We start from the raw sequence: 23,491 nt of genomic DNA on the forward strand, positions 1-23,491 counted from the left end.
CCGGGGTTACTTCTCCGTCGCGAACCCCCGCTTCTTCAAAAGCGCATTCACATCCGGATCACGCCCGCGGAACGTGCGATATGCCTCGGCCCGGTCGGTTTCGTTCCCTGTCGACAGCAGCACCTTGGCGAAGCGGTCCGCCGTTGCCTTGTCCCACGGGCTGCCCGCCTCCTCGAACGCCGCGAAGGTGTCCGCGTCCATCGTCTCCGACCACAGATAGCTGTAATAGCCCGCCGAGTAGCTGTCCGACGAGAACAGGTGATTGAACTGCGGCAGGCGGTGCCGCATCACCAGCTGCTTTGGCATGCCGATCTCGGCCAGCGTCGCCTTCTCGAACGCGTCCGGATCGACCACGCCGTCGGGGATCGTGTGCAGCTTCATGTCGACGATCGCCGAGGACAGATACTCGGTCGTCGCGAACCCCTGGTTGAAGGTCTTCGACGCCTCGATCTTGTCGAGCAGCGCCTGCGGCATCGGCGCCTTGGTCTGATAGTGGCGCGCATATTTGTCGAGCACGTCGCGGGTCAGCAGCCAATGCTCGTTCACCTGGCTGGGATATTCCACGAAGTCGCGCGGCGTTCCCGCCAGCCCCGGATAATAGACGTTCTGGAGCATCGCGTGGATCGCGTGGCCGAATTCGTGGAACAGCGTTTGCGCGTCGTCCAGGCTGATGAGCACCGGCTCCCCCGCCGCAGGCTTGGCGAAATTATTGTTGTTCGACGACAGCACCGTCTGCGCCGGCGGCAGCCCCCGCTGCCCGCGATAGACATTGGCCCAGGCACCCGAGCGCTTGCCGGTCCGCGCGAAATCGTCGCGGTAGAACAGGCCGACCTCCTTGCCCGCCCGCGTGACGTGCCAGACGCGCATGTTCGGCTCGAACACCGGTACCGTGCCGGTGATCTCCTTGAACTCCAGCCCATAGAGCCGGTTGGCGGCGTAGAGCGAACCCTGAATGATGTTGTTCAGCTCGAAATACGGCTTCAGCTGCGCCTGATCCAGGTCATAGCGGGCCTTGCGGACCTTTTCCTGGTAGAAGCGATAGTCCCACGGTTCGATCGTGATCTTCTGCCCCTCGCGATCGGCGATCGCCTGCATGTCGCGGACCTCCTCGGCGACGCGGCCCTTGGCAGCGGGCCAGACCCGCATCATCAGGTCCATGGCTGCCGCCGGCGTCTTCGCCATCGTGTCCTGCATGCGCCAGTCGGCATGGGTCTTGAACCCGAGCAGATGCGCGCGGTCGGCGCGCAGCTTCACGATCTTGGCGATGGTTGCGTTCGTATCGGTGTCGCCACCGTTGTCGCCGCGGTTGACGAAGGCGCGCCACACCTTCTCGCGAAGCGCGCGATCGGTCGCGAAGGTCAGTACCGGGTCGACCGCCGATCGCGTGTTGACGATCGCCCAGCCCGTCTGCTTGCGCTCCGCCGCCGCAGCCTTCGCCACCGCCTTCACGCTGTCCGGGATGCCTGCCAGCTGCGCCTGGTCGGCGACGAGGATCGCGGTGCCCTCGTCCGCCAGCAGCTTGCGCGAGAATTCGGTGAACGCCGTCGCCAGTGCCTGATTGTACTGCGACAGCTGCGCCTTCTGCGTCGCGTTCAGCTTCGCACCCTGCCGCACGAAACTGTCATAGGTCCGCGTCACCAGCCGCTGCTGCTGCGGGTTCAGCGAGGCGCGCTTGCGGTACACCGCCTCGATCCGCGCGAACAGCTTGGGGTCGAAGGTAATCTCGTCCTGCGCCGCCGACAGTTTCGGCGACCATTCGCGGTCGAGCGCCTGATAGGCGGGCGAGTTCATGTTGCCCGTCATCACGCCGAACAGCGTGTTGACCCGCCCCAGCATCCGCCCGGCCAGCTGCATCGGCACGAAGACATTGTCGAACGTCGGCGCGGCGGGATTGTCGGCGATCCGCCGGTAATCGGCCCGCCGCTCTGCCAGTGCCGCCTCGAACGCCGCCGGAAACAGTTCGGGCCGCACCTTGTCCCAGGGCGGCACCCCGCCATAGGGGCCGGTCCACTCGGCAGTAAGCGGGTTCGCGGCCGGGGTTGCCGCGGGGGGCTGAGCCGTTGCCATCGACGCCAGCACGGGGATCAGGCTGGCCGCAGCTAGGAAAAGGGTACGCAAAGGGAAAGCACTCCGATCATCCGGGGAATTCCGCAGCATAACCCCTTACCGGACAAGCGAAACCCCTACCCCGCTCATCGTCGTGCCGCATCCGTCGTGGCAGACTTTGGGGCAGGCTATTCCCCGCCGTCCCGCTGACGCCGCGCCGCCGCGGCCGCCTCGATCAGCCGCTGGCCCGTCACTTCGGCAGCATCGGGCGTCATCGACAGCGCGACCCCGTCCGGTCCGTCGAGCAGGACCAGTCCGTCCTCCGCCACGGCGACTCCCGGGCTGCTCTCGGGCTGCATCGTCGTCATTCTTTCCTCCGGCATCTCTGCGGTCATTGCGGATCGATATACAGGTAGGACGGCTCGAACTCGCCCAGTTTGCGGAGGCGCGCCATGTCATGCACCACCACCTCGCCGCTGCGAAAGGTCATGATCCCCTGTTCGCGAATCGACCGCAGCACCCGATTGATATGGACGTTGGTCAGCCCGCACGCCTCGGCCAGGTCGGCCTGTTTCAGCGGCAGCGTGAAGCGCCCGTCGCGCGTCAGACCGACTGCTTCCAGGCGGACGTACAGCTCGCAGATCAGGTGCGCCAACCGCCCCTCGGCCCCCAGCCGACCGAGCCGGAAAATCCATTCGCGGTGGATGGCGGCGTCGAGCAGCGTCGCATACCACAGCATCCGCGTCAGGTGCGGCCGGCCTTCCGTGATCCGCACCAGCGTCTCGTGCGACCATGAGGCGATCGTCACCGGCCCCATCGCCGCGACGTCGTGTTCCAGCGTCTGGAGCGGAAAGCCGTGCAGATCGACGAAATCACCCGGCACATGGATCGCCACCAGCTGCCGCGCACCGGCATTGTCGTCCATGTACCGGCAGATGAACCCGTCCAGCAGCAGCGTGCTGGTGTGTACCCGCTCGCCCGCCCGCACCAGGATGTGACGCGCCGGCAGCTCGCGGACCTGCTCGCAGGCATCGTCCAGCACCGCGCGCTCCTCGGCACCCAGCCGACCCTGCGTGCGGTTGAGCAGGAACAGGCGGGTCACGTTGCCGAATCTCGGCATCCGCCCCTCGCCGCCGGTTGAATCCGTTTGATGCATGTTGATTGACGCAACCACGAAGCGCCCCGGGTGTTCCCGTGCACCTATGCACCACGTTGCCTTTCAGAACGATACGCCCTTGGCCGAGCGCTTCGTCCGGACCGTCGAAGCGCCCGCCTTCCCCTGTGTCGGCGCCAAGTCGGCGCTGGGCAAGGGGCAGATGGACATCCTCGTCGCCCGCGACATGACCTCGGGCTGGGACGATATGCGGATCACCCCGGCGCTTGCCTCGACCGTCGCCAAGTACCGCGCGGACCGCGCGCTGTTCCGCACCCTGGTCGTCCTGTTCGAAGGGCCGACCGACCTCGACGAGGCGGCGTTCGAGCGACATCTCTGGGCGCGCGCCCAGTCGCTGTCCGACAAGGACGAGTGGCTCGGCTACCGCGCCGATCCCTCGGTATCGTCGGACCCGGACGACCCGCATTTCTCGCTCAGCTTCGCGGGAGAGGCGTTCTTCGTCGTCGGCCTCCATCCCAACGCCAGCCGGCCGGCGCGCCGGTTCGAGACGCCGGCAATGGTCTTCAACCTGCACGACCAGTTCCAGGTGCTGCGCGAGCAGCAGCGCTACGAGAAGCTGCGCTCCGCCATCCTCGCCCGCGACGAGGCGCTGGCCGGCTCGATCAACCCGATGCTGGCCCGTCACGGCGAGATCAGCGAGGCGCGCCAGTATAGCGGTCGCGCGGTCGACGCGGACTGGAAATGCCCGTTCCGCCGCGGCAGCGCGGCATGAGCACCGCCCAGGTCATCCCACCCCGCTCCGGCGCGGCCTTCGACCTTAAGCGCGGCCAGTATCTGACCGTCATCGATCCGGAGGGGCGGCAGGTGTCGGACCTTCTCGTCTTCAATGCGGACGATCTGGACGAAGTGATCTCGTCGGGCCGCACGCTTGATTATGCCAGCCGGGTCTACCTGACGACCGGCGACCCGCTCTATTCCAACCGCTCGAACGTCATGTTGACGATCGTGGAGGACATGGTCGGCCGGCACGACTTCCTGCTGACGCCCTGTTCCAAGGACACGTTCCGGATCATCTACGGCGACACCGATCCGCATCGTGGCTGCTTCGGCAACCTGCTCGCCGCGCTGGAGCCATGGGGCATCGCCGCAGACCGGATCCCCACCGCGTTCAACTGCTTCATGAACGTGCCGATCGACGGCGCCACCGGGGCCTTCACCGTCGAGCCGCCACTTAGCCGCCCCGGCGACCATATCCGCTTCCGCGCCGAGATGGACCTGGTGATCGCGCTGACCGCCTGCTCGGCGCTGCAGTCGAACGGCGGGTCGTTCAAGCCCATCCACTACCGCATCGAAGAGGCGGACGACGCCTGACGCGCCTTGCCTTCCCCTCCCATGTGCTCCCGCGAAGGCGGGAGCACAGTGCTTTGGCCGCATAAGATTACTGGGTCCCCGCCTGCGCGGGGACACGAATATCCAAAAGGCTAATCCGCTCCGGTTGAACCAGCCACATCACCTCCCCGGCGAAGGGCCAGGGCCCAGTTGAGGGACGCTGATGAAAAGCCTCGCGCTTCGTCACGACAGCCTTTCCAACTGGGCCCCGGCCTTCGCCGGGGAGGTACTTCAATCGCAACAGATCATACTCTAGCCCCCAACCCCTCACACGCGATACCCAGGCCAGCATGCGCCGCCTCAACCTCCCGGCCCTGGCCCTGACCCTGTTCGCCAGCGGCAGCGTGGCGCTGGGCGCCCGTTGCCTGTCCCCCGGCGTCGCCCGTTGCTCCTGGGAAGCGCTTACCGGCCACGCCCCGAAACTCGACGTTCCCTATCTCGGTACCCGTCCGGAAGTCGTCGCACGGATGCTCGACATGGCGCAGGTCGGCCCCGGCGATCGCGTTCTCGATCTGGGCACCGGCGATGGTCGCATCCTGATCGCCGCCGCCCGTCGCGGCGCGAACGGATTTGGTATCGATATCGACCCGGTCCTGATCGCAGAGGCGCAGGCTGCCGCCGCCCGCGCCGACGTTGCCGACCGCACCCGCTTCGTCGCGCAGGACCTGTTCGCCACGCCGCTCCGCGGCCACACCGTCGTGACGATGTTCCTGCTGCCGGCGGTCAACCTGCGCCTGCGCCCGCACCTGCTCGCCGACCTCGCGCCCGGCACCCGCATCGTCAGCCACGCCTTCGACATGGGGAACTGGCCACCCGACGCGACCGCACGGGTCGGCGGCTCGCACCTTTATCTCTGGCGTGTCCCCGCGCAGGTCGCCGGCACCTGGACGCTGAATGATGGCCGCCGCCTCGTCCTGCACCAGCATTTTCAGGACGTCGCCGGCACGCTGGACGGGACGCCCATGACCGACACGCATCTCGACGGCGCCGGTCTGCGCTTCACCGCCGACGACCGCCGCTACACGGGACAGGTCGACGGCGACACGATCAAAGGCCCGGACTGGCAGGCTCGTCGGACGCTGCGCTGACGCCCTCGCGCCGATGCCCCTCGGCAAGAGCGGCGCGAAAGCGGCGGTAGAACCCGATATTCAGGCACACGAGCACGACGATGGCGAGCGCGATCAGCGCCCCCGCCTTCGCCCCGCCACTCATGCCCGCGCCCCGGCCACCCCGCTGGAATTGTGGCGCAATGCGGTCAGCACCGTCTCGACGATATGCTCGGCATCCAGCCCGGCCTCGGCATATTGGACGTCGGGCTTGTCCTGGTCCTGGAACAGGTCCGGCAGGCGCATCGTGCGCAGCTTCAGCCCGCCATCGATCAGACCGGCATCCGACGCCAGCGTCAGCACATGCGCGCCGAAACCGCCGACCGCGCCCTCCTCGATCGTCACCGCGACCTCGTGCGTCGCCAGCAGGCGGCGGATCATCGCCTCGTCGAGCGGCTTGGCGAAGCGCAGGTCGGCGACCGTCGTCGACAGGCCCTTGGCCTCCAGCTGATCCGCCGCCTTCAGCGCCTCGGCCAGCCGGGTGCCGAGCGACAGGATCGCCACCGTCTTGCCCTCGCGCACGATCCGCCCCTTGCCGATCGCCAGCCGCTCTGGCGTCGCGGGCAGCTCGACGCCGACACCGTTGCCGCGCGGATAGCGCACGGCGATCGGCCCACTGTCGTGGAGCGCGGCGGTGTGGGTCATGTGGACCAGTTCCGCCTCGTCCGCCGCCGCCATCACCACGAAATTGGGCAAGGTCGCCAGATAGGTGACGTCGAACGAGCCGGCATGCGTCGCGCCATCCGCACCGACCAGCCCGGCACGGTCGATCGCGAAGCGCACGGGCAGGTTCTGGATCGCCACGTCGTGCACGACCTGGTCATAGGCGCGCTGGAGGAAGGTCGAATAGATCGCGCAGAACGGCCGCATCCCCTGCGCCGCCAGCCCGGCGGCAAAGGTCACCGCGTGCTGCTCGGCGATGCCCACGTCGAAGAACCGCTCCGGAAAGGCGGTGGCGAACTTGTCGAGCCCGGTGCCGGACGGCATCGCCGCGGTGATCGCGCAGACCGTGGGATCGCGCTCCGCCTCCTTCACCAGCTGCTGGCCGAACACGTTCTGGTACTGGGGCGGGCCCGGCGGCGCCTTGGCCTGGGTGCCGGTGATGACGTCGAACTTCTGGACGCCATGATACTTGTCCGCCGCAGCCTCGGCGGGGGCATAGCCCTTGCCCTTCTTGGTCACGACATGGACCAGGATCGGGCCCTCCTCGGCATCGCGAACATTCTCCAGCACCGGGATCAGGTGGTCGAGATTATGCCCGTCGATCGGCCCGACATAATAGAAACCCAGCTCCTCGAACAACGTCCCGCCCATCGTCATCCCGCGCGCGAACTCGTCGGTCTTGCGCGCGGCGGTGTGGAACGGGCGCGGCAATTTGCGCGCGAACTTCTTCATCAGCTCGCGCAGGCCCAGGAACTCGCGGCTCGTCACGATCCGTGACAGATAGGCCGACAAGCCACCCACGGGCGGCGCGATCGACATGTCGTTGTCGTTCAGGATCACGACCAGGCGGTTGCCCGCCTGCTCGGCATTGTTCATCGCCTCATACGCCATGCCCGCCGACATGGCGCCGTCGCCGATCACCGCGATGCCCTTGCCCGGCGTCCCCGCCAGCCTGTTGGCAACCGCAAAGCCCAGCGCCGCCGAGATCGAGGTCGACGAGTGCGCCGCCCCGAACGGATCATATTCGCTCTCGGACCGCTTGGTGAAGCCCGACAGTCCGCCGCCCTGGCGCAGCGTGCGGATCCGATCGCGCCGCCCGGTCAGGATCTTGTGCGGATAGCATTGATGCCCGACGTCCCAGACCAGCCGGTCGCGCGGAGTGTCGAAGACATAGTGGATCGCGGTGGTCAGCTCGACCACGCCCAGTCCCGATCCAAGATGCCCGCCGGTCGATCCGACAGCGGAGATCGTCTCCAACCGCAGTTCGTCGGCCAGCTGGCGCAGCTGTTCGGGGGCCAGCGCGCGCAGATCGGCGGGCGTGTTTACGGTATCGAGCAACGGAGTCAGGGGCAGGTCAACCATCACGGGGGCTTACTCCACCCGGACACGGGTGTCGATCACCGCGCGCAGGGTGGCGCCGTCAGTTTTGCGTGCAGGCCGTGCAGGTTCCGCGCATTTCCACCACCGGCCGGACCGGCGCGAACCCCGCCGCCCGTGCCGCCTGGCGAAGGTCGCGGGTGATCCGGTCGTCGTCCAGATGCTCGGTCCGCCCGCATGCGTCGCATACCAGGAAGATGCAGTCGTGCAGGCAGCCGGGATGCGCGTTGGCGATATAGGCGTTGGCGCTCTCCACCCGCTGCGCCAGGTTGGTCGCCACGAACAGGTCGAGGATGCGATAGACGCTGTTCGCCGCGACCCGCCGCCCCTCGCGCTGCGACACCGCCTCGGTAATGTCATAGGCGCTGGCCGCCTTCTGCCGGTCGACCAGCGCGGCATAGACGCTGGCGCGCATCGCGGTCCACTGCTCCCCCGCCGCCTCCAGCGCCGCGCGCGCCGCCGCGGTCAGGTCGTCGCCATGCGGCTCGGAATGAAGATGCGCGTGCGCCATGATGCCGATCGAGGTAAGTGGTGGCGCGGAGAGTGGCAAGTCGCGAACGCCCACCATTGGCCTCGCCCCGAAACGCGCCTAGACAGGGCCATGCTCCAACCCAGCGCCGCCTTCATGTCCGCCGCCCGTCCGCGCACGCTCGCACGCTGGCTGTTCGTCGTCGCCGCGCTGATCGTCGCGATGGTCGTCGTCGGCGGCATCACCCGGCTGACCGAGTCGGGCCTGTCGATCACCCAGTGGAAGCCGATCAGCGGCGTCGTTCCCCCGCTGACCGAGGCGGCGTGGCAGGCAGAGTTCAATCGGTACAAGCAGATTCCCGAATATGCCGCGTTCAACCGCGGCATGGACCTGGCCGGGTTCAAGGCCATCTTCTTCTGGGAGTATCTCCACCGCCTGCTGGGCCGCGTCATCGGCCTCGCCTTCGCCATCCCGCTGGTCTGGTTCGCGGTCAAGCGCCGCATCCCCGCCGGCTATGGCTGGCGGCTGACCGCGCTGCTCGCGCTCGGCGGGCTGCAGGGGGCGATCGGGTGGTGGATGGTCGCATCGGGGCTGTCGGTACGCACCGACGTCAGCCACCTGCGCCTCGCCGTCCACCTCGTCACCGCGCTTGTCATCCTGTCCGGCATTGTCTGGACCGCGCTCGACCTGCTGCGCCTCAATCGCGACGGGGGTGCCGCCGCGCCGGCGCGCCTGTACCGGGTCGCGGTGATCGCGCTGCTGCTGCTCTTCACCCAGATCACCTGGGGCGCCTTCACCGCGGGGCTCGACGCAGGCTATGCCTTCTCGACTTGGCCGCGAATGGGCGATACCTTCTTCCCTGCCGGCGTGCAGATGCTGGCGCCCGCCTGGACCAATGCGGTCGACAACCCGGTCGTCGTCCAGTTCATCCATCGCTGGCTCGCCTTCGCCGCCGCCATCGCGCTGTTCTGGCTGGCGGTGCGCGCCACCCGCGCCGGATCGCGCGCGGGGTTCGTGGTGGTCGGGCTGGTGACGCTCCAGATCTTCCTTGGGGTCGCCACGCTGCTGACCGGGGTCAAGATCGATATCGCCGTCGCGCACCAGGCGAACGCCGCCCTGCTACTGATCGCCACCGTCGTCGCCGCGCACCGCATCGGCGTCCAGCGCAAGGGCCAGCTACGCATCGGGTATTAAGTTACCCGTCAGCAAAGTGGCGGAAATCTTGACTTCGCGTGGCCGACACGGCATTGGCCGCTCGTCCGCGCTGCCCTTCGGGGCGGCGCGCTCTCGTTTCGAAAGGTCTCGCCCATGAAGGCGCTCATGAAGACCACCAAGTCGGCCAAGCCGCACGAGGTGGAGAAGAAGTGGCACATCGTCGACGCCACCGACCTGGTGGTCGGTCGCGCCGCCGTGGTGATCGCCAACGTCCTGCGCGGCAAGCACAAGACGTCGTTCACCCCGCACGTCGACTGCGGCGACAACGTCGTCGTCATCAACGCCGACAAGATCCGCTTCACCGGCAACAAGGCCGCGAAGAAGGTCTATTACAAGCACACCGGCTTTGCCGGCGGCATCAAGGGCGTGACCGCGGCCAAGGTGCTGGAGGGTCGCTTCCCGGAGCGCGTTCTGGAAAAGGCCGTCGAGCGGATGATCCCGCGCGGGCCGCTGGGCCGCCAGCAGATGCGCAACCTGCGCATCTTCAAGGGTGACGAGCATCCGCACACCGCCCAGAACCCCGAGACGCTCGACATCGCCGGCATGAGCCGCAAGAACAAGGTGGGTGCATAATGTCCGACAACCGCCAATCGCTCTCCGATCTCGCGAACCTGACTTCGCAGCCGGCACCCGCCGCTGCCCCGGCCGCCCAGACCGGCGCCACCGGTTCGGAGGCCGAGGATTACCTGGCCGGCGCCCCGATTGCCCCCGCCGCTCCGACCACGCCGCTGCGTGAGCAGATCATCGACAAGCTGGGCCGAGCCTATGCCACCGGCCGCCGCAAGGACGCGGTCGCCCGCGTCTGGCTGAAGCCGGGTTCGGGCAAGATCACGATCAACGGTCGCGATCAGGAAACCTATTTCGCGCGTCCGACGCTGCGCCTCGTCATCAACCAGGTGTTCGGCATCACCGAGCGCGAGGGCCAGTACGACGTGGTCTGCACCGTCAAGGGCGGTGGCCTCTCGGGCCAGGCCGGCGCGGTCAAGCACGGCATCAGCCAGGCACTGACCAAGTACGAGCCGATCCTGCGCGCGCCCGTCAAGGCCGCCGGCTTCCTGACCCGCGACAGCCGCACCGTCGAGCGCAAGAAGTACGGCCGCGCCAAGGCACGCCGCAGCTTCCAGTTCTCCAAGCGCTGATCGACCGACGGATTGCGCTGGCGCAATCCGCGACTCGATCGCGCCGGCCGGCGGGACGGCAGAGCCGCCCCGTCCGACGTCATGGACTTGCTCCATGACGGCGCTCGCGACACAGAAAAGGGCGGCTCCCCCGGGAGCCGCCCTTTGTCGTTCCAGCCCATTCTGCTCTCCCCGCACGAGGGAGGGAGTCAGCGTGGGCATTCGCCAAAAGGCCGTCACTCCAGCGAAGGCTGGGGTCTTCCCATCAGACCCGGTGCGCCCACCGAACAGAAGACCCCAGCCTGCGCTGGGGTGACGGACGGGGCAGGATCGACGCCCCCCCCCCCCGGATCCTACCAATCAATACTCCACGTAATAATCCTTGGCGAAGTCCGCTCCCGCATAGGCCCGCCGCATCGTCCATGCCTCCGCCGGCGCGGTCCAATACGGATCCGTCGCCGGCAACCCCAGTGCCAGCAAGCTCTCCGATGCCAGGTACATGCTCCCCGCGTTCGAGTACCAGTCGCCCAGCGTCGGCTGATGCCGCGCGAACCCGATCGTCAGGAATCCTTGCGCGTCGAAATTGCTCGGATCGGCGAACACCCGGCGCTGCGCCGCCACGGTCGCCGCGCGCACCTGCCCGCCCGGCAGCGCCTCGGGCAGCCGCTTGCGCCACGCCAGCATCCCCAGCGGCTGGTGCACCGCCGTGCGATAGGTCAGCGAGCGGCCGATCGCGGCATAGGCGCCGTCCGGCCCGATCATCCGCTCCAGCGCCACGCCGTAACGCTGCATCCGCTTGTACTGCAGCGGCAGCAGTTCCTTGGCATTCAGGCTGTTGAACCCCGCGCCAGTCGCCACCAGCGTCTCCAGGATCAGCGTCAGCATGGGGTGAATGACGTAGCTGTTGTAATAGTCGAAATGGAAATGCGGTCCGTCCGCGTACCAGCCGTCGCCGACATACCATTCCTGGAACTTGCGCACCGCCAGGTCGATCCGCATCGGATCCCATTGTGCGCCGACCGCCAGCAGGAACGCCTCGTTCATCGCCGCGAACAGCAGCCAGTTGGTATAGGGCGGCGACACCCGCCGCAGCCCCTGCACCGACGCGATGATCCGCTGCTTGGTGGTCGCGTCGAGCGGCTTCCACAGCGCGTCCGGCGCCCGCAGCAGCGCGCTGGTGACATAGGCTGAATCGACCAGCGCCTGGCCGTGGTCCTCCCAGCGCAGATAGTCCGGGCTCTGCGGATCGACCGCGTGGACATAGGATTGCAGCGCCTGCTGGCGCAGCGTCGCGCGCAGCCGCCCCTCCGCGCCGTCGCCATCGGGAAGCGCCAGCCACGGCGCGATCCCGTCGACCAGCCGGCCGAACCCCTCCATATAGGCGACCTTGGGGTTGCGCCCGTCCCAGGTCGGGCTCAACTCCGGCGTCCATTCGCGCTGCAACCGCCCCGCGCTCATCCGCCCGAGCAGCGGCTCCGCCATGCGCCGCAACAGGTCCAGCATATAGGCACGGTCGCTGGCTCCATCGGGCAGGCCGCCTGTGCCGCCAACCCGTCGCGGCGCGGCGACCGCCGGTGCCGCACCCATCGCCGCCATTCCCGCCAGCACCCCGCGCCGATCCATATCCATCGTTATTTTCCTTTCGCGGCGCCGGCGGCCGGTGGCGTGAAGTCCATCCGCTCACTCGCGACATAGGCGTCCCACGCCGCGCGGGTGGTGAACCCGCCCTCACCCTTGTTCCATGCCGCCCCGGTGTAGAACACGAACGGCTTGCCCGGCATCACCTTCAGCAGCACCAGGTGATTGTCGGCATCGTCGCGCACCTCGACGATCATGCGCGGGTCGACCCGGATCGCCGTCGCCATCACGCCGTGCGCGCCGTCGACCGGCCCCCACCACGACAGCACGCCCCGCGCGCGGTCGACCGTCAGCTCGCCGCCCGGACCCGTCGTCCGCTTGCCGATGCCGATCCCGACCATCAGCGGCCCCGGCTTGTCGGAGGACAAGGTCGATACCTGCCGGGTGAAATGCGTGCCGAGCGGCAGGGTGAAGCGCCGCGTCTCCCAAACCTTGCGCCCGACATCTACCGGCCAGGGCGCATAATCGACCTCGAAATCAGCGGCACTGGGGCCGTTCTTCAGGATGCGGTGGCGCACGAAGTTGCGCGAGGTCCACAGCTTGTTGTCAAACCAGATGCCCAGGCCCCCGTCGCCGCGACCGGTGCCGACATTGTAGAAATCGATACCCTCGCCGTGATAGCCGTGCTGGTCGCCGGTCCGCAGCTGCCGCTCCGCAAAGGGCCACGCGACGTTCTTGCCCCAGGCATCGATCCCCGACCCGGACGGCGGCTCCGCCGCCTCCAGCGCATGGCCGTAGATGCGGTGCGCCGTGCGGTCATTCTCCCACAACAGGTCGTCGTAGCGATAGTCGGCCAGCGACACCGCGGCGGCCGGTGCGCGCGAGGGCGGTGGCGGCAGCGGCGCGGTAACCGGCGGCAGCTGAGCGGCCGCGGATACGCTTGCCCCGGCGATCACCGCCATCGCCACCCAGTTGCGCATCCGCATCCTCCTAAACTCGTACGACAAATCAATAGGTCATCGTACAACACTTGCAAGCAGCAATGCGGATGGCGGATAAGCGTGGATACAGCCTTTCGCTGGTCAGGACCGAACGACGCCATGCCCCGCTCCAACTCGCTGACCGACACGCTCTTCACCAAGCTGGAGCGGCAGATCGCCTCCGGCGACATGCCGCCGGGATCGCGCTTCCCCACGCAGAAGGAGATCGCCGAGCATGAGGCGGTCAGCCGCACCGTGGTGCGCGAAGCGGTCGCCCGGCTGGAGGCGCAGGGCCTCACCGTGTCGCGCCAGGGATCGGGCGTGTTCGTCGCCGATACCGCCCGCTACCGCGCCTTCCAGATCACGCGCGAGGAGCTGGGCGAGCTATCCGACGTCATCAAGCTCCTCGAGATGCGCCTCGCGATCGAGACGGAGATGGCCGCCCTCGCCGCCGCCCGCCGCACCACCGAGGACATCGCCGCGATGCGCGATGCGCTGCGTCGCATGGCCACGATGCGCGATGCACCGGTCGAGGCGGCGGCGGCCGATGCCGACTTCCACCTTGCCATCGCCCGCGCAACCAAGAACGACTATTATGTACGCCTGATCGACTTCCTCGGCGTCCGCCTCGTCCCGCCACGCAATCTCTACCTGCGCGACCAGCCGCCCGAGGAGCATCACGCCTATGCCGCCAAGGTCCGCGGCGAGCATGATGCGATTCTCGATGCGATCGTCCGCATGGACTCCAACCGCGCCCGCCACGCCGCCCGCCGCCACATGCAGGAAAGCCTGACCCGCCACTCCGAGCTGAGCGACGCCGCCCATGCCCGCGAAGAGGAATAGCCATTGCTCGCGGCATTTGTCCGGTAATTGACACGCCATCATCAACTTGTATGATAACTCCCATCGAGATGGCAGAATGGCCGTTACGGTTGGAGGGATGAAATGGGGAAGTTCAGGTTCGCATCGGCCGTGTCGTTCGGCGTTCTCGCAACCGTGCTGGCGATCGGGCCGGCCCACGCCCAGACAGCGCCGGACACGACCACCGACGCCCAGGCCACTGCGGCGCCTGACGGCCAGGCCGCTACAACCCCCGACGAGCAGGCGGCAGAAGACATCGTCGTCACCGGTTTCCGCAACAGCCTGAGCAAGGCGATCGCGCTGAAGCGCGATTCGATCGCGATCCGCGACTCCATCGTCGCCGAAGATATCGGCAAGTTCCCCGAGGCGAACGTCGCCGACTCGCTCCAGCGTATTCCCGGCGTCATCCTCAGCCGCGACGGTTTCTCGAACGAGGGCCAGCGGATCAGCATCCGCGGCCTGGGATCGGAATTCACCGTCACCACCATCGACGGGGCGCCGGTCCGCACCACGTCGTCGACCAACGTCGGCAGCTCGACCCGCGACTTCAACTACGACGTCTTCCCGTCCGAGCTGTTCGGCCGCGTCGACGTCTACAAGACGCCGCTCGCCAATCTGGAAGAGGGCGGCATCGGCGGCGTCATCGACCTGCAGACGCCGCGTCCGTTCGACAGCAACGGCCGCGTCATCCGCTACACCGCGCAGGCCAACTACAATACCCAGTCGAAGGAATGGCGCCCGCGCGGCTCGCTGCTGCTCAGCGACACGGTCGGCAATTTCGGCGCGCTGTTCGGCGTCGCCTATGCCAAGAACGTCAACGAGCGCTCGGGCTTCCAGTCGACCGGCGGTGGCACCAGCGGCTACAACTCGTCGGCACTGGGTCGCCGTCCCTATTACGGCTCCCCCGCCGCCAACACGAGCGGCCCGTTCAATTTCGAGCTAGACCTCGACAACCCGCTCGCCAATTTCGGCGGATTGACTCGCGACCAGATCGCCAATGCCAATCTGCCACGCTTCTATCGCATCTACGCATCGAATACCGATCGCGAGCGGCTCGGCTTCGTCGGCTCGCTCCAGTACAAGAGCGACCGGGTAGAGCTCAGCGTCGACGGCATCGCCTCGGACCTGACCGACTCCACCACCGAGTTTACCTTCGGCGTCCCGGTCCGCAACAGCCGCACTGTCCGGGGTAGCACCAGTGCACCTGGCACCGGCACCAATTCCGGCCTGATCCCGCTCGACGTGAAGATCGACGAGTATAACAACCTCTATGGCACGTTCGGCAATTCGAGCATCCTGACCGAGAGCTTCTACCGCGATACCAAGACCAAGTTCCGCTACATCATCGGGCGCGGCGTCTGGAACGTTACCGACAACCTGAGGTTTTCGGCACAGGGTAATTTCAGCCAGAGCAAGGCGGTCTATTCGGAAAACCGCGTCATCTCGAACATCTACGGGATCACGACCACCTTCGATCCCACCGTCAACATCACCTATCCGACGATCAGCTCGCCGGTCGATTTCACCAATCCGGCCAACTATCGTGCGCCGTCGCTCGGTTTCGCGATCAACGACGAGCTGGACCGGGTGAAGACCGGCCGGGCGGTGCTCGACTGGACGCCCGTCGACAATGGCGAGCAGTTGCTCACCTTGAAGCTGGGCGCCAACTACACCTCCAGCACCAAGCGGGTGCAGCGCCAGGACGGCAGCGCCATCGCGGCGCGCACCCCGCTGCCGCAGGGCGGTACCTTTGCTACCAACCCGACCGGCGTGTTCGCCAACATGGACCCGTTCGTCCAGTTCGGCGAGCTGCGGAACGGCGGCAACTCTGGCTACCCGTCGCAGTTCGCGACCTTCTCGCGTGATTTCGTGCTCGGCACGCTGGCGGCGAACACCGCCAATCGCGCGGCGACCCCGGCGCTCAACCAGGCATTCCAGGCCGAGGAGATCGTCAAGTCGGGCTTTTTCGAGACGAGCTTCAAATTCCCGATCGCCGGCCACGCGCTGCGCGTGAACTGGGGCGTCCGCTTCTCCGACACCCGAACGCTCATCAACAACTATCAGACGGTGCCGACCGGCGGCTTCGCGCCCGCGGAGCGCGAGGGCGGCTATCAGAACTTCCTGCCCTCGGCGAGCTTCACCTTCGACATCACCGAAAAGCTGGTGCTGCGCGGCTCGACCGGGCAGACGATCACCCGCAACGCGCTGTCGACGATCGCCGCAGGCACGCGCGTTCCCAACATCTTCAATCCCGCGGTCACCGTCGGCAACCCGGACCTTCGCCCGCAGTCCGCGGCGACCTATGACGCCACGCTGGAATGGTATTTCGCCCCCGGTGGCCTCTTGAGCGCGGGCGCGTTCATCAAGAACATCAGCGACCGGCCTTTCTCGGTGATCGAGCGGGTGCCGTTCAGCACGCTCGGCCTGACGTCGGACCTGTTCAGCTGCGCGTCGCTCGGCGGCACCGTCTGCAACAACGGCGTGATCGACCCCAATGCGCTGTTCGACCGGACGATCACGGTCAATCAGAACGAGCTGAAGCTGAAGGGGCTGGAGTTCGCCTATCAGCAGAACTTCACCTTCCTGCCCAAGCCGTTCGACGGCCTTGGCGTCACCAGCAGCTTCACCGTGATCGATCAGGAGGGCAGCGACTTCGTCCTGACCAACGGCGACCGCATCGGTCTGCAGCCCGTGCCGAAGTTCGCCTACAGCGTCACCGGCTTCTACGAGAAGGGTCCGCTGTCGATCCGCGGCTCGTACAATTACCGTGGCAAGACCGGCCAGAATTTCGTGAACACCGGCAACAACCAGGTGCCCTACCTGAACGCGCAGGGCTTCCTCGACGGCACGATCAGCTATCGCCTCAACGACATGATCGAGCTGCGCGTCGATGCGCTGAACATCACCAATCAGGAAGTCTATTTCTTCTACACCGACCCGACCCAATCCGCCGGCAACGGCCAGTCCCGCCGCGACAATTCCTACTTCAACGGCACAACCATTTCGTTCGGCATCCGCGGCAAGTTTTAGGCAGGTTCGGCATCCAGGGTCGCGGGCGGTATCGCTTGCGGCTGTGGATGCCGCAGCAGGCCCGGCATGACGTTCGATCGATTCGCAGAACGGTCACAAAATTCTGGATGTCGAACCGCTCTAGCATCCACGGGCTCCTCTTCCCGGGAAGCAGGGCGAGCGGAAACCTCTTCAAAGTCCCCCTACTCGGGTGTCCGCTTCGGCGGGCACCCGACTTTTTCGTCACCCTTCGCGCAGCTGCGCCAGCACCGCCTGCGCCTGCTTCAGGTGCGGGATGTCGAGCATCCGCCCGTCCAGCCCCACCGTGCCGCCACCGGCTTCGGCGAACGCCGCGACCACGCGCCGCGCGTGCTCGACCTGCCCGGGCGAGGGCAGATAACTCTCGTTGATCGCGGCGACCTGCGCCGGGTGGATCGCGAGGCGCCCGGTAAATCCCTCGGCATAGCTCGCTACCGATGCCGCACGCAGCCCCGCCTCGTCGCGGAAATCGGCGTGGAGCGTATCGATCGCCTGCACGCCCGCTGCGCGCGCGCCGAGCAGGGTCAGCGAGCGCACGAGGCGATAGGTCAACGCCCAGCCGCTACCGTCCGCCGCCTGGTTCGTGCTCGCCCCCAGCGCCGTCGCCAGATCCTCCGCCCCCCAGGTCAGCCCAGCCAGCCGCGCCAGCCCCGCCCCGGCATAGTCGCCGAGCGTGAAGGGCGACGCCGCCGTCTCGGTCGCCACCGGCAGGATGCGCGTCGTGCCCTGCGGCACCCCCGCCTGCACCTCCAGCGCGTCGAGATAGTGTGACAGGCGCCGCACGTCCGCCGGCCCCTCGCCCTTGGGCAGCATCACCCCGTCGGGCCGCGCCGCGACCACCGCCGCCAGGTCGGCCAGCGCCAGATCGGTATCGAGCGGATTGATCCGCACCCACACCTCCGGCCGCCGCGTTCCCGCCGGTCGGCCGTGCAGATATTCCGCGGCCAGCGCCCTCGCCGCCGGCTTGGCCGCCGGCGCCACCGCATCCTCCAGGTCCAGGATCAGCGCATCCGCGCCCGACGCATCGCCCTTGGCCAGCTTCTTCTCGCTGTCCGCCGGGATGAACAGCCAGGACCGGATCATGCCGGCCGCTTCCGCTGCAACCCCGATCGCTTGCACGTCGCGACCAGTTCATCGCGCTGATTATAGGCACGGTGCAGGAAGGTCACGATCCCCGCGTCCGGTCGCGACTTCGACTCGCGCAGGGCCGTCACCTCGGTCTCGATGCGCAGCGTGTCGCCGATGAATACCGGCGCCGGGAACCGCACCTCGTCCCAGCCGAGATTGGCGACGGCGGTGCCCAGTGTCGTATCGCCGACCGACACGCCGACCATCAGCCCCAGCGTGAAGGTGGAATTGACCAGGATGCGGCCATAATCGCTCGCCGCCATATACTCGGCATCCAGGTGCAACTGCGCGGGATTGTGGGTCAGGGTGGAGAACAGCAGATTGTCCGTCTCGGTCACCGTCCGCCGGATCGCGTGAGCAAAGACCTGCCCCACCACCAGCTCGTCGAACCACAATCCCGCCATCAGATCAGCCCCCCGATCGCCCGCGTCAGCCAGAACACGCTCGCCCCGACCAGCCCGGCGGCAGGCAGCGTCACGAACCAGGCGACGACGATGTTCGATGCCACGTTCCACCGCACCGCCGACACCCGCCGCGCCGCGCCGACGCCGACGATGGCGCCGGTGATTGTGTGGGTTGTGGAGATCGGGATGCCGCCGATATTGGCGATGGCCAGCGTGATCGCGCCGCCCGTCTCCGCGCAGAACCCCTGCGCCGGGGTCAGCCGGGTGATCTTCGACCCCATCGTGTGGACGATCCGCCACCCGCCCGACATGGTGCCAAGCGCGATCGCGCCATAGCAGGACAGCACCACCCATAGCGGCACGTAGAAGGTGTCGCCCAGCACGCCCTGGCTATAGAGCAGCACCGCGATGATCCCCATCGTCTTCTGCGCATCGTTGCCGCCATGGCCCAGGCTGTAGAGCGCGGCCGAAACGAGCTGCAGCTTGCGATAGCGTTTGTCGACCGACAGCGGCGACAGGCGCAGGCTGGTCCAGGCGACGACCAGCACGAATACCAGCGCCAGCACCATGCCGACCGCCGGCGCCACGAAGATGCCCGCCACCGTCTTGACGATGCCGCTCCACACGATGCCGCTGAACCCCGCCTTGGCGAGACCCGCGCCCAGCAGCCCGCCGATCAGCGCGTGGCTCGACGACGACGGGATGCCCAGCACCCAGGTCAGCACGTTCCAGAACACCGCGCCGCACAGCGCCGCCCAGATGACGGTCGCGTCGATGACATTGGCATCGACGATGCCCTTGCCGACCGTGTTGGCGACATGCTCGCCGAACACGAACAGCGCCAGGAAGTTGAACGACGCCGCCCACAGCACGGCATATTGCGGCTTCAGCACCCGGGTCGACACGACGGTCGCGATCGAGTTGGCGGCATCGTGCATGCCGTTCAGGAAGTCGAACAGCAGCGCGAACGCGACGAGCCCGACCAGCAGCGGCAAGGAAATCATCGCCGACGCGCCTTGAGTGCACCACGCCGCCCGTGCTCCCGCGAAGGCGGGAGCCCAGTGCCTTCAGGGCCGCAGCTCGCATCGGAAGGCACTGGCCCCCCGCCTGCGCGGGGGAACGAGAACGGGAGCCCGAATCCCAACCCCGTCATCCCCGTGCAGGCGGAGATGACGGGGTTGGCGAGCGTCGACGGACGCGCCCGATCCACCCCCTCAAGCATGGTCGATCACCAGCCCCTGGATCTCGTTCGCGACATCCTCGAACCGGTCGACCACCCGTTCCAGATGGCTGTAGATCTCGCGCCCGACGATGAAGGCCATCGGCTCGCCCTGCCGCTTGGCGAACAGCGCGCGCAGCCCGTCCTCGTGGATGTCGTCGGCCTTGCCCTCGATCCGGATCAGCCGGGTAGTCAGCTCGGTCAGCCGGTCGCCATTCTTGTTGATCGACCGCAGCAGCGGGATCGCCTCCGCGGTGATCCGTGCCGCCTCGACGATGATGCCGGCCATGTCACGCATCTGCGACTCGAACTCGGCGAAGCCGTAGAGCGTGATCGAGCGTGCGGTCTGGTTCATCTGGTCGATCGCGTCGTCCATCACTCCGATCAGCTCGATGATCGCGCTGCGGTCGAATGGCGTCACGAACACGCGCCGCACATCCTGCAGCACGTCGCGGGTGATATCGTCGGCCTGATGCTCCAGCGCCACGATCCGCGCGACCTGCGCGGGCACGTCGCCGGCCGCCGTCTCGTGCAGCAGCGTCGCGAGCGCGTCGGCGCCCGCCACCAGCGTCGCGGCATGCGCCTCGAACTGATCGAAGAATCGCCCCTGCTGGGGCAGCAGCGACTGGAACCAGCCAAGCATCGGAATTCGCCTCCTTATCCCGGTCCGGACTGCCGGGACCATCCGTTCTACCACGCCCGATGGCGCAGGCGGCGGCCGAAAGCCAGCGATCAGCGCACTCAGGTCCGGTTCGGCCACCGCTTTCGCCGCATCGGGCAGGCTGAACCAGCGGGTATCGCGCTCGCGCCGCTCGGGCCAGTCGGCCGCCTGCGCGGTCACCGCCAGGGGATAGAGCGCCACCCTCGCCGCCACCGGCCCGCGCCGCTGCCGCTTGGTATAGGCATAATCGCCCAGCGGCGCGGCGCAGGCGAAACCGCGCAGCCCCGCCTCCTCCCACGCCTCCAGCGCGGCGGCCTCGTGCCCGGCCAGCCCGGCCATCGGATTGCCTTTGGGCACCACCCATCGCCCGGTGTCGCGCGAGGTGATGAGCATCACCTCCGCCACGCCACCGGCCGCGATCCGATAGGGCAAGGCGCCGATCTGGCGTAACATCCGGGCAGGATGGAACGCGCGCATCCCCTTGGCAACAGGGCAAGTTAGCGCTTCGACCGCCCCCTCAACGACAGGCGCCGGAACAACCCCCGCTTTGACAGCGGCTCGAACATCTCCTCCGGTCCCTCCGGATCGAGCACCTCGTTGTCCGCCAGCCACGCCTCGACCGCACTCAGGTCGGGCACCTCATAGGGCCGGAGCGTCTTGCCCGATCCGCGCAGCTCCTCGATCGTGGCGATCAGCGAACCCGTCCGCGCCACCGCCGCCTGCACCGTCGGCGCATCCACCCCAAGATGCTCGGCGATCAGCCCGTCGCGGATCGCCACCACGCACGCCACCTCCGCGTCGGTGTCGGCGGTGATCGACACATCGCACTCGGTATCGAGCCTGAGCGATCGATTGTTGACGTTGCTCGATCCCAGCCGCAGCACGCGCCCGTCCGCGATCAGGATCTTGGCATGGCAATAGATCGCCGTGCCGCCCGCGGTATGCGGATGATACATCCTCAGCCGCCCATGCTGGTCGCGCTGCCTGAGCGCGGTCATCAGCCGCGCCCGCGCCGTGTCCATCGCCAGCGGCTCCAGCCAGCCTTGCGCGGTCACCGGGTTGATGATGACGATCTCCGGCCCGTCCGCCGCGTCCAGCCTCCGCGCGATCGCCTCGGCGATCCGGCGCGAGGCGAAATACTGGCTCTCGATATAGAGGCTCTCGCGCGCCGCCGCGATCTGCGCCAGGAACAGCGCCTCGCTCTCGTGCACGCCCGGCTGGTCCGGCATTTCCGGCAGGGTGCGCGCGATGCCGACATCGATTCCCTCGAAATCGACGGGCAGCCCGTCCGGCCAGCAGCTCTCGCCCGGCGAATCGGCTGCCGGCAACAGCGCGTCCTTGCCCCCTGCCGCCCGCCACCGCTCGCGGAACAGGATGCCCAGCTGGTGCGCGATCGGCCCTTGCAGGGCGGTGATCGCGTCGTGCCACGGCTTGTACGGCTGCCCCAGCGGGCGACGGCGCAGCGGCTGCTCGTCGAGGTGCGCGCGCGTGTCCCAGCGGTCGCCGGTCATGTCGATCCCGCCGCAGAATGCCAGGCAGTCGTCGATGATGACGATCTTCTGGTGGTGCGAGGCGCCCGTCGGGTGATGTCCGTCCAGCTTGGTGTGGATACGCGGGTGTGCCATCCATTTCAGCACGGTGAAGATCGTCGACCCCCGCCCCAGCGACTTCAGCGCCCCCAGGTCCCAGCGCAGCAGGAACACCTCCAGCGCCGGATTATGCCGGACCAGGTCGTAGATGAAGCGGCCCACCCCCTCGCCCGGCGCCGCGTCGTGATCCAGCACGATCCGCGCGTCGAAGTCCCAGCCGATCAGCAGGATGCGCCGCTTCGCCTGCAGCATCGCGCGGCGCGCCACCCGGAAATAATCGTCCGCGTCGATGATGACCGACATGCGGTCGGCCCGCGCCACCCGCCAGAACTCGTCCCCAGGCTCCATCCGGCTCCCCTTCATTCCGCCTCCCGCTTGCGGCCCCGATATGGCTGCAAACGGTGAAGACGCCTATTATCTCCATCGCCATGGCCGACGCGCCCATCCGCAAGATCATCCATGTCGACATGGACGCCTTCTACGCCTCGGTCGAGCAGCGCGACGAGCCGGCGTTGCGCGGCCGCCCGGTGGCGGTCGGCGGCAGTCGGGCACGCGGCGTCGTGGCCGCAGCCAGCTACGAGGCGCGCCGCTTCGGCGTCCGCTCGGCCATGCCCTCCTCGACCGCGGTGCGCCGCTGCCCCGACCTTGTCTTCGTCAAACCCCGGTTCGAGGTCTATCGCGACGTCTCGCACCAGATCCGCGCCATCTTTCGCGACTATACCGATTTGGTCGAACCGCTGTCCCTCGACGAGGCGTATCTCGACGTCTCGCACGACCGTCACAGCCTCGGCTCGGCCAAGGCCATCGCGGAGGCGATCCGCGCCCGCATCCGCGCCGATACCGGCCTCACCGCGTCAGCCGGGGTCAGCTACAACAAGTTCATCGCCAAGCTCGCCTCCGACCAGAACAAGCCCGACGGCCTCTGCGTCATTCCCCCGCACAAGGGCGCCGCCTTCGTCGCCTCGCTGCCGGTCGCGCGCTTCCACGGCGTCGGCCCGGTCACGGCACGCCGGATGGAGGCGCTGGCGATCCATACCGGCGCCGACCTGCGCGACCGGCCGCTGGAGTTCCTCCAGCGCCATTTCGGCAGCTTCGCCACCTATCTCTACCACGCCGCACGGGGCGAGGATCACCGCCCAGTCCGTGCCCACCGCATCGCAAAGTCGATCGGCGCCGAGCGCACGTTCGAGCACGACCTGACCGACCGGGCCGCGCTCCACGAAAAGCTCGCCCTCGTCGCCGACGCCGCCTGGGACCGCGTCGAGCGCGCCGACACCGCCGGCCGCACCGTCACGCTGAAGCTGCGCCGCGCCGACTTCACGACGATCACCCGCGCCCGCTCCTTCGCGGTACCGGTAGCGGACCGGGCGACGTTCCACGCGGCCGGCACCACCCTGCTCGACGCGCAACTCCCCGTACCCTCCGGCATCCGCCTCCTCGGCCTTACCCTCTCGGCGCTGGGCGCGGACGACACCCCGCCGACCATCCAGCCAGCCCTTCCGTTCTAACGTGGGCCCGCCCTCCCC

The 23,491-nt window shown here is 67.7% G+C and carries 22 protein-coding genes; 9 read left to right on the forward strand and 13 right to left on the reverse strand.

What is annotated here, in order from left to right:
* Window positions 1-6: 6 nt before the first annotated feature.
* From Q5H91_RS05025 to Q5H91_RS05035, 3 genes are all read right to left on the reverse strand, one after another.
* Window positions 7-2,118, reverse strand: a complete 2,112-nt coding sequence (locus Q5H91_RS05025; protein WP_370655218.1) for a M3 family metallopeptidase — start codon at window positions 2,116-2,118, stop codon at window positions 7-9.
* Window positions 2,119-2,234: 116 nt separating this feature from the next.
* On the reverse strand, window positions 2,235-2,414 hold the full coding sequence (locus Q5H91_RS05030; protein ID WP_305172122.1) for a hypothetical protein: 180 nt from the start codon (window positions 2,412-2,414) through the stop codon (window positions 2,235-2,237).
* Window positions 2,415-2,437: 23 nt separating this feature from the next.
* Complete coding sequence (locus tag Q5H91_RS05035; RefSeq protein WP_305172123.1) at window positions 2,438-3,148, reverse strand: Crp/Fnr family transcriptional regulator; 711 nt, start codon at window positions 3,146-3,148, stop codon at window positions 2,438-2,440.
* Between the two features lie 100 nt (window positions 3,149-3,248).
* Between Q5H91_RS05035 and gntA the strand changes: the two genes are divergently transcribed.
* The 3 genes from gntA (at window position 3,249) to Q5H91_RS05050 (ending at window position 5,637) form a co-directional block, all read left to right on the forward strand.
* A complete protein-coding gene (gntA, locus tag Q5H91_RS05040; protein ID WP_305172124.1) occupies window positions 3,249-3,932 on the forward strand; it encodes a guanitoxin biosynthesis heme-dependent pre-guanitoxin N-hydroxylase GntA in 684 nt (227 codons plus the stop codon).
* Window positions 3,929-4,531 (forward strand): DUF1989 domain-containing protein, encoded by a 603-nt coding sequence (locus tag Q5H91_RS05045; protein WP_305172125.1) that lies wholly within the window; start codon window positions 3,929-3,931, stop codon window positions 4,529-4,531. Before gntA ends, Q5H91_RS05045 begins: the two co-directional genes overlap by 4 nt.
* Before the next feature lie 308 nt (window positions 4,532-4,839).
* A complete protein-coding gene (locus tag Q5H91_RS05050; protein WP_305172126.1) occupies window positions 4,840-5,637 on the forward strand; it encodes an SAM-dependent methyltransferase in 798 nt (265 codons plus the stop codon).
* Here Q5H91_RS05050 and Q5H91_RS05055 read toward each other — a convergent pair.
* Genes Q5H91_RS05055 through Q5H91_RS05065 form a run of 3 tightly spaced genes read right to left on the reverse strand, consistent with a single transcriptional unit; the run spans window position 5,597 to window position 8,206 of the window.
* On the reverse strand, window positions 5,597-5,761 hold the full coding sequence (locus tag Q5H91_RS05055; protein WP_305172127.1) for a hypothetical protein: 165 nt from the start codon (window positions 5,759-5,761) through the stop codon (window positions 5,597-5,599). The genes Q5H91_RS05050 and Q5H91_RS05055 overlap by 41 nt on opposite strands.
* The gene (dxs, locus tag Q5H91_RS05060; protein WP_305172128.1) at window positions 5,758-7,680 is read right to left on the reverse strand and encodes a 1-deoxy-D-xylulose-5-phosphate synthase; all 1,923 of its coding nucleotides are present in this window, start codon (window positions 7,678-7,680) and stop codon (window positions 5,758-5,760) included. Before dxs ends, Q5H91_RS05055 begins: the two co-directional genes overlap by 4 nt.
* A gap of 58 nt (window positions 7,681-7,738) precedes the next feature.
* Complete coding sequence (locus Q5H91_RS05065; RefSeq protein WP_305172129.1) at window positions 7,739-8,206, reverse strand: Fur family transcriptional regulator; 468 nt, start codon at window positions 8,204-8,206, stop codon at window positions 7,739-7,741.
* 90 nt (window positions 8,207-8,296) lie between these two features.
* On the opposite strand from Q5H91_RS05065, the gene Q5H91_RS05070 reads away from it, so the two are divergent.
* From Q5H91_RS05070 to rpsI, 3 genes are all read left to right on the forward strand, one after another.
* Entirely contained in the window at window positions 8,297-9,358 is a 1,062-nt protein-coding gene (locus Q5H91_RS05070) for a COX15/CtaA family protein (RefSeq protein ID WP_305172130.1), read from the forward strand.
* 114 nt (window positions 9,359-9,472) lie between these two features.
* Window positions 9,473-9,952 carry a 50S ribosomal protein L13 gene (gene rplM, locus Q5H91_RS05075; RefSeq protein ID WP_305172131.1) on the forward strand — a complete coding sequence of 160 codons (480 nt, stop codon included), beginning with the start codon at window positions 9,473-9,475 and terminating at the stop codon, window positions 9,950-9,952.
* Complete coding sequence (gene rpsI / locus Q5H91_RS05080) at window positions 9,952-10,518, forward strand: 30S ribosomal protein S9 (RefSeq protein ID WP_305172132.1); 567 nt, start codon at window positions 9,952-9,954, stop codon at window positions 10,516-10,518. Before rplM ends, rpsI begins: the two co-directional genes overlap by 1 nt.
* A gap of 339 nt (window positions 10,519-10,857) precedes the next feature.
* Here the strand turns inward: rpsI and Q5H91_RS05085 are convergent, their stop codons facing one another.
* Both Q5H91_RS05085 and Q5H91_RS05090 read right to left on the reverse strand, forming a co-directional pair.
* A complete protein-coding gene (locus Q5H91_RS05085; protein ID WP_305172133.1) occupies window positions 10,858-12,126 on the reverse strand; it encodes a DUF2264 domain-containing protein in 1,269 nt (422 codons plus the stop codon).
* Between the two features lie 2 nt (window positions 12,127-12,128).
* Window positions 12,129-13,055: a DUF4861 family protein gene (locus Q5H91_RS05090; protein WP_305172134.1), complete on the reverse strand. Its 927-nt coding sequence runs from the start codon at window positions 13,053-13,055 to the stop codon at window positions 12,129-12,131.
* 120 nt (window positions 13,056-13,175) lie between these two features.
* Here Q5H91_RS05090 and Q5H91_RS05095 point away from each other — a divergent pair, with 120 nt between their 5' ends.
* Window positions 13,176-13,898: a FadR/GntR family transcriptional regulator gene (locus Q5H91_RS05095; protein ID WP_305172135.1), complete on the forward strand. Its 723-nt coding sequence runs from the start codon at window positions 13,176-13,178 to the stop codon at window positions 13,896-13,898.
* A 102-nt stretch (window positions 13,899-14,000) separates the two neighbouring features.
* The gene (locus tag Q5H91_RS05100) at window positions 14,001-16,946 is read left to right on the forward strand and encodes a TonB-dependent receptor (protein ID WP_305172136.1); all 2,946 of its coding nucleotides are present in this window, start codon (window positions 14,001-14,003) and stop codon (window positions 16,944-16,946) included.
* Between the two features lie 222 nt (window positions 16,947-17,168).
* Here the strand turns inward: Q5H91_RS05100 and Q5H91_RS05105 are convergent, their stop codons facing one another.
* The 5 genes from Q5H91_RS05105 to Q5H91_RS05125 form a co-directional block, all read right to left on the reverse strand.
* Window positions 17,169-18,047, reverse strand: coding sequence for an HpcH/HpaI aldolase/citrate lyase family protein (locus Q5H91_RS05105; protein ID WP_305172137.1), 879 nt, complete (start codon window positions 18,045-18,047; stop codon window positions 17,169-17,171).
* Window positions 18,044-18,496, reverse strand: a complete 453-nt coding sequence (locus tag Q5H91_RS05110; RefSeq protein WP_305172138.1) for a MaoC family dehydratase — start codon at window positions 18,494-18,496, stop codon at window positions 18,044-18,046. The genes Q5H91_RS05105 and Q5H91_RS05110 overlap by 4 nt, the downstream gene beginning before the upstream one ends.
* Complete coding sequence (locus Q5H91_RS05115) at window positions 18,496-19,500, reverse strand: inorganic phosphate transporter (protein WP_305172139.1); 1,005 nt, start codon at window positions 19,498-19,500, stop codon at window positions 18,496-18,498. The genes Q5H91_RS05110 and Q5H91_RS05115 overlap by 1 nt, the downstream gene beginning before the upstream one ends.
* Window positions 19,501-19,710: 210 nt before the next feature.
* Window positions 19,711-20,829: a DUF47 family protein gene (locus tag Q5H91_RS05120; protein WP_305172140.1), complete on the reverse strand. Its 1,119-nt coding sequence runs from the start codon at window positions 20,827-20,829 to the stop codon at window positions 19,711-19,713.
* A 44-nt stretch (window positions 20,830-20,873) separates the two neighbouring features.
* Complete coding sequence (locus Q5H91_RS05125; RefSeq protein WP_305172141.1) at window positions 20,874-22,313, reverse strand: phospholipase D-like domain-containing protein; 1,440 nt, start codon at window positions 22,311-22,313, stop codon at window positions 20,874-20,876.
* Window positions 22,314-22,393: 80 nt separating this feature from the next.
* Between Q5H91_RS05125 and dinB the strand changes: the two genes are divergently transcribed.
* Entirely contained in the window at window positions 22,394-23,473 is a 1,080-nt protein-coding gene (dinB, locus tag Q5H91_RS05130; protein WP_305172142.1) for a DNA polymerase IV, read from the forward strand.
* The last annotated feature ends 18 nt before the right edge of the window (window positions 23,474-23,491 follow it).

This window comes from Sphingomonas aurea (assembly GCF_030678875.1).
Taxonomy (GTDB): domain Bacteria; phylum Pseudomonadota; class Alphaproteobacteria; order Sphingomonadales; family Sphingomonadaceae; genus Sphingomonas; species Sphingomonas aurea.

Bases quoted from the DNA above. Each gene is read 5' to 3' on its own strand.
- Q5H91_RS05065 (WP_305172129.1), bottom strand. From the start codon at position 8,206: ATGGCGCACGCGCATCTTCATTCCGAGCCGCATGGCGACGACCTGACC.
- Q5H91_RS05045 (WP_305172125.1), top strand. From the start codon at position 3,929: ATGAGCACCGCCCAGGTCATCCCACCCCGCTCCGGCGCGGCCTTCGAC.
- Q5H91_RS05095 (WP_305172135.1), top strand. From the start codon at position 13,176: ATGCCCCGCTCCAACTCGCTGACCGACACGCTCTTCACCAAGCTGGAG.
- Q5H91_RS05100 (WP_305172136.1), top strand. From the start codon at position 14,001: ATGGGGAAGTTCAGGTTCGCATCGGCCGTGTCGTTCGGCGTTCTCGCA.
- dxs (WP_305172128.1), bottom strand. From the start codon at position 7,680: ATGGTTGACCTGCCCCTGACTCCGTTGCTCGATACCGTAAACACGCCC.
- rpsI (WP_305172132.1), top strand. From the start codon at position 9,952: ATGTCCGACAACCGCCAATCGCTCTCCGATCTCGCGAACCTGACTTCG.
- Q5H91_RS05085 (WP_305172133.1), bottom strand. From the start codon at position 12,126: ATGGATATGGATCGGCGCGGGGTGCTGGCGGGAATGGCGGCGATGGGT.
- Q5H91_RS05055 (WP_305172127.1), bottom strand. From the start codon at position 5,761: ATGAGTGGCGGGGCGAAGGCGGGGGCGCTGATCGCGCTCGCCATCGTC.
- Q5H91_RS05115 (WP_305172139.1), bottom strand. From the start codon at position 19,500: ATGATTTCCTTGCCGCTGCTGGTCGGGCTCGTCGCGTTCGCGCTGCTG.
- Q5H91_RS05110 (WP_305172138.1), bottom strand. From the start codon at position 18,496: ATGGCGGGATTGTGGTTCGACGAGCTGGTGGTGGGGCAGGTCTTTGCT.
- Q5H91_RS05070 (WP_305172130.1), top strand. From the start codon at position 8,297: ATGCTCCAACCCAGCGCCGCCTTCATGTCCGCCGCCCGTCCGCGCACG.
- Q5H91_RS05105 (WP_305172137.1), bottom strand. From the start codon at position 18,047: ATGATCCGGTCCTGGCTGTTCATCCCGGCGGACAGCGAGAAGAAGCTG.
- Q5H91_RS05125 (WP_305172141.1), bottom strand. From the start codon at position 22,313: ATGGAGCCTGGGGACGAGTTCTGGCGGGTGGCGCGGGCCGACCGCATG.
- Q5H91_RS05090 (WP_305172134.1), bottom strand. From the start codon at position 13,055: ATGCGCAACTGGGTGGCGATGGCGGTGATCGCCGGGGCAAGCGTATCC.
- Q5H91_RS05030 (WP_305172122.1), bottom strand. From the start codon at position 2,414: ATGACGACGATGCAGCCCGAGAGCAGCCCGGGAGTCGCCGTGGCGGAG.
- gntA (WP_305172124.1), top strand. From the start codon at position 3,249: ATGCACCACGTTGCCTTTCAGAACGATACGCCCTTGGCCGAGCGCTTC.
- dinB (WP_305172142.1), top strand. From the start codon at position 22,394: ATGGCCGACGCGCCCATCCGCAAGATCATCCATGTCGACATGGACGCC.
- Q5H91_RS05050 (WP_305172126.1), top strand. From the start codon at position 4,840: ATGCGCCGCCTCAACCTCCCGGCCCTGGCCCTGACCCTGTTCGCCAGC.
- rplM (WP_305172131.1), top strand. From the start codon at position 9,473: ATGAAGGCGCTCATGAAGACCACCAAGTCGGCCAAGCCGCACGAGGTG.
- Q5H91_RS05120 (WP_305172140.1), bottom strand. From the start codon at position 20,829: ATGTTACGCCAGATCGGCGCCTTGCCCTATCGGATCGCGGCCGGTGGC.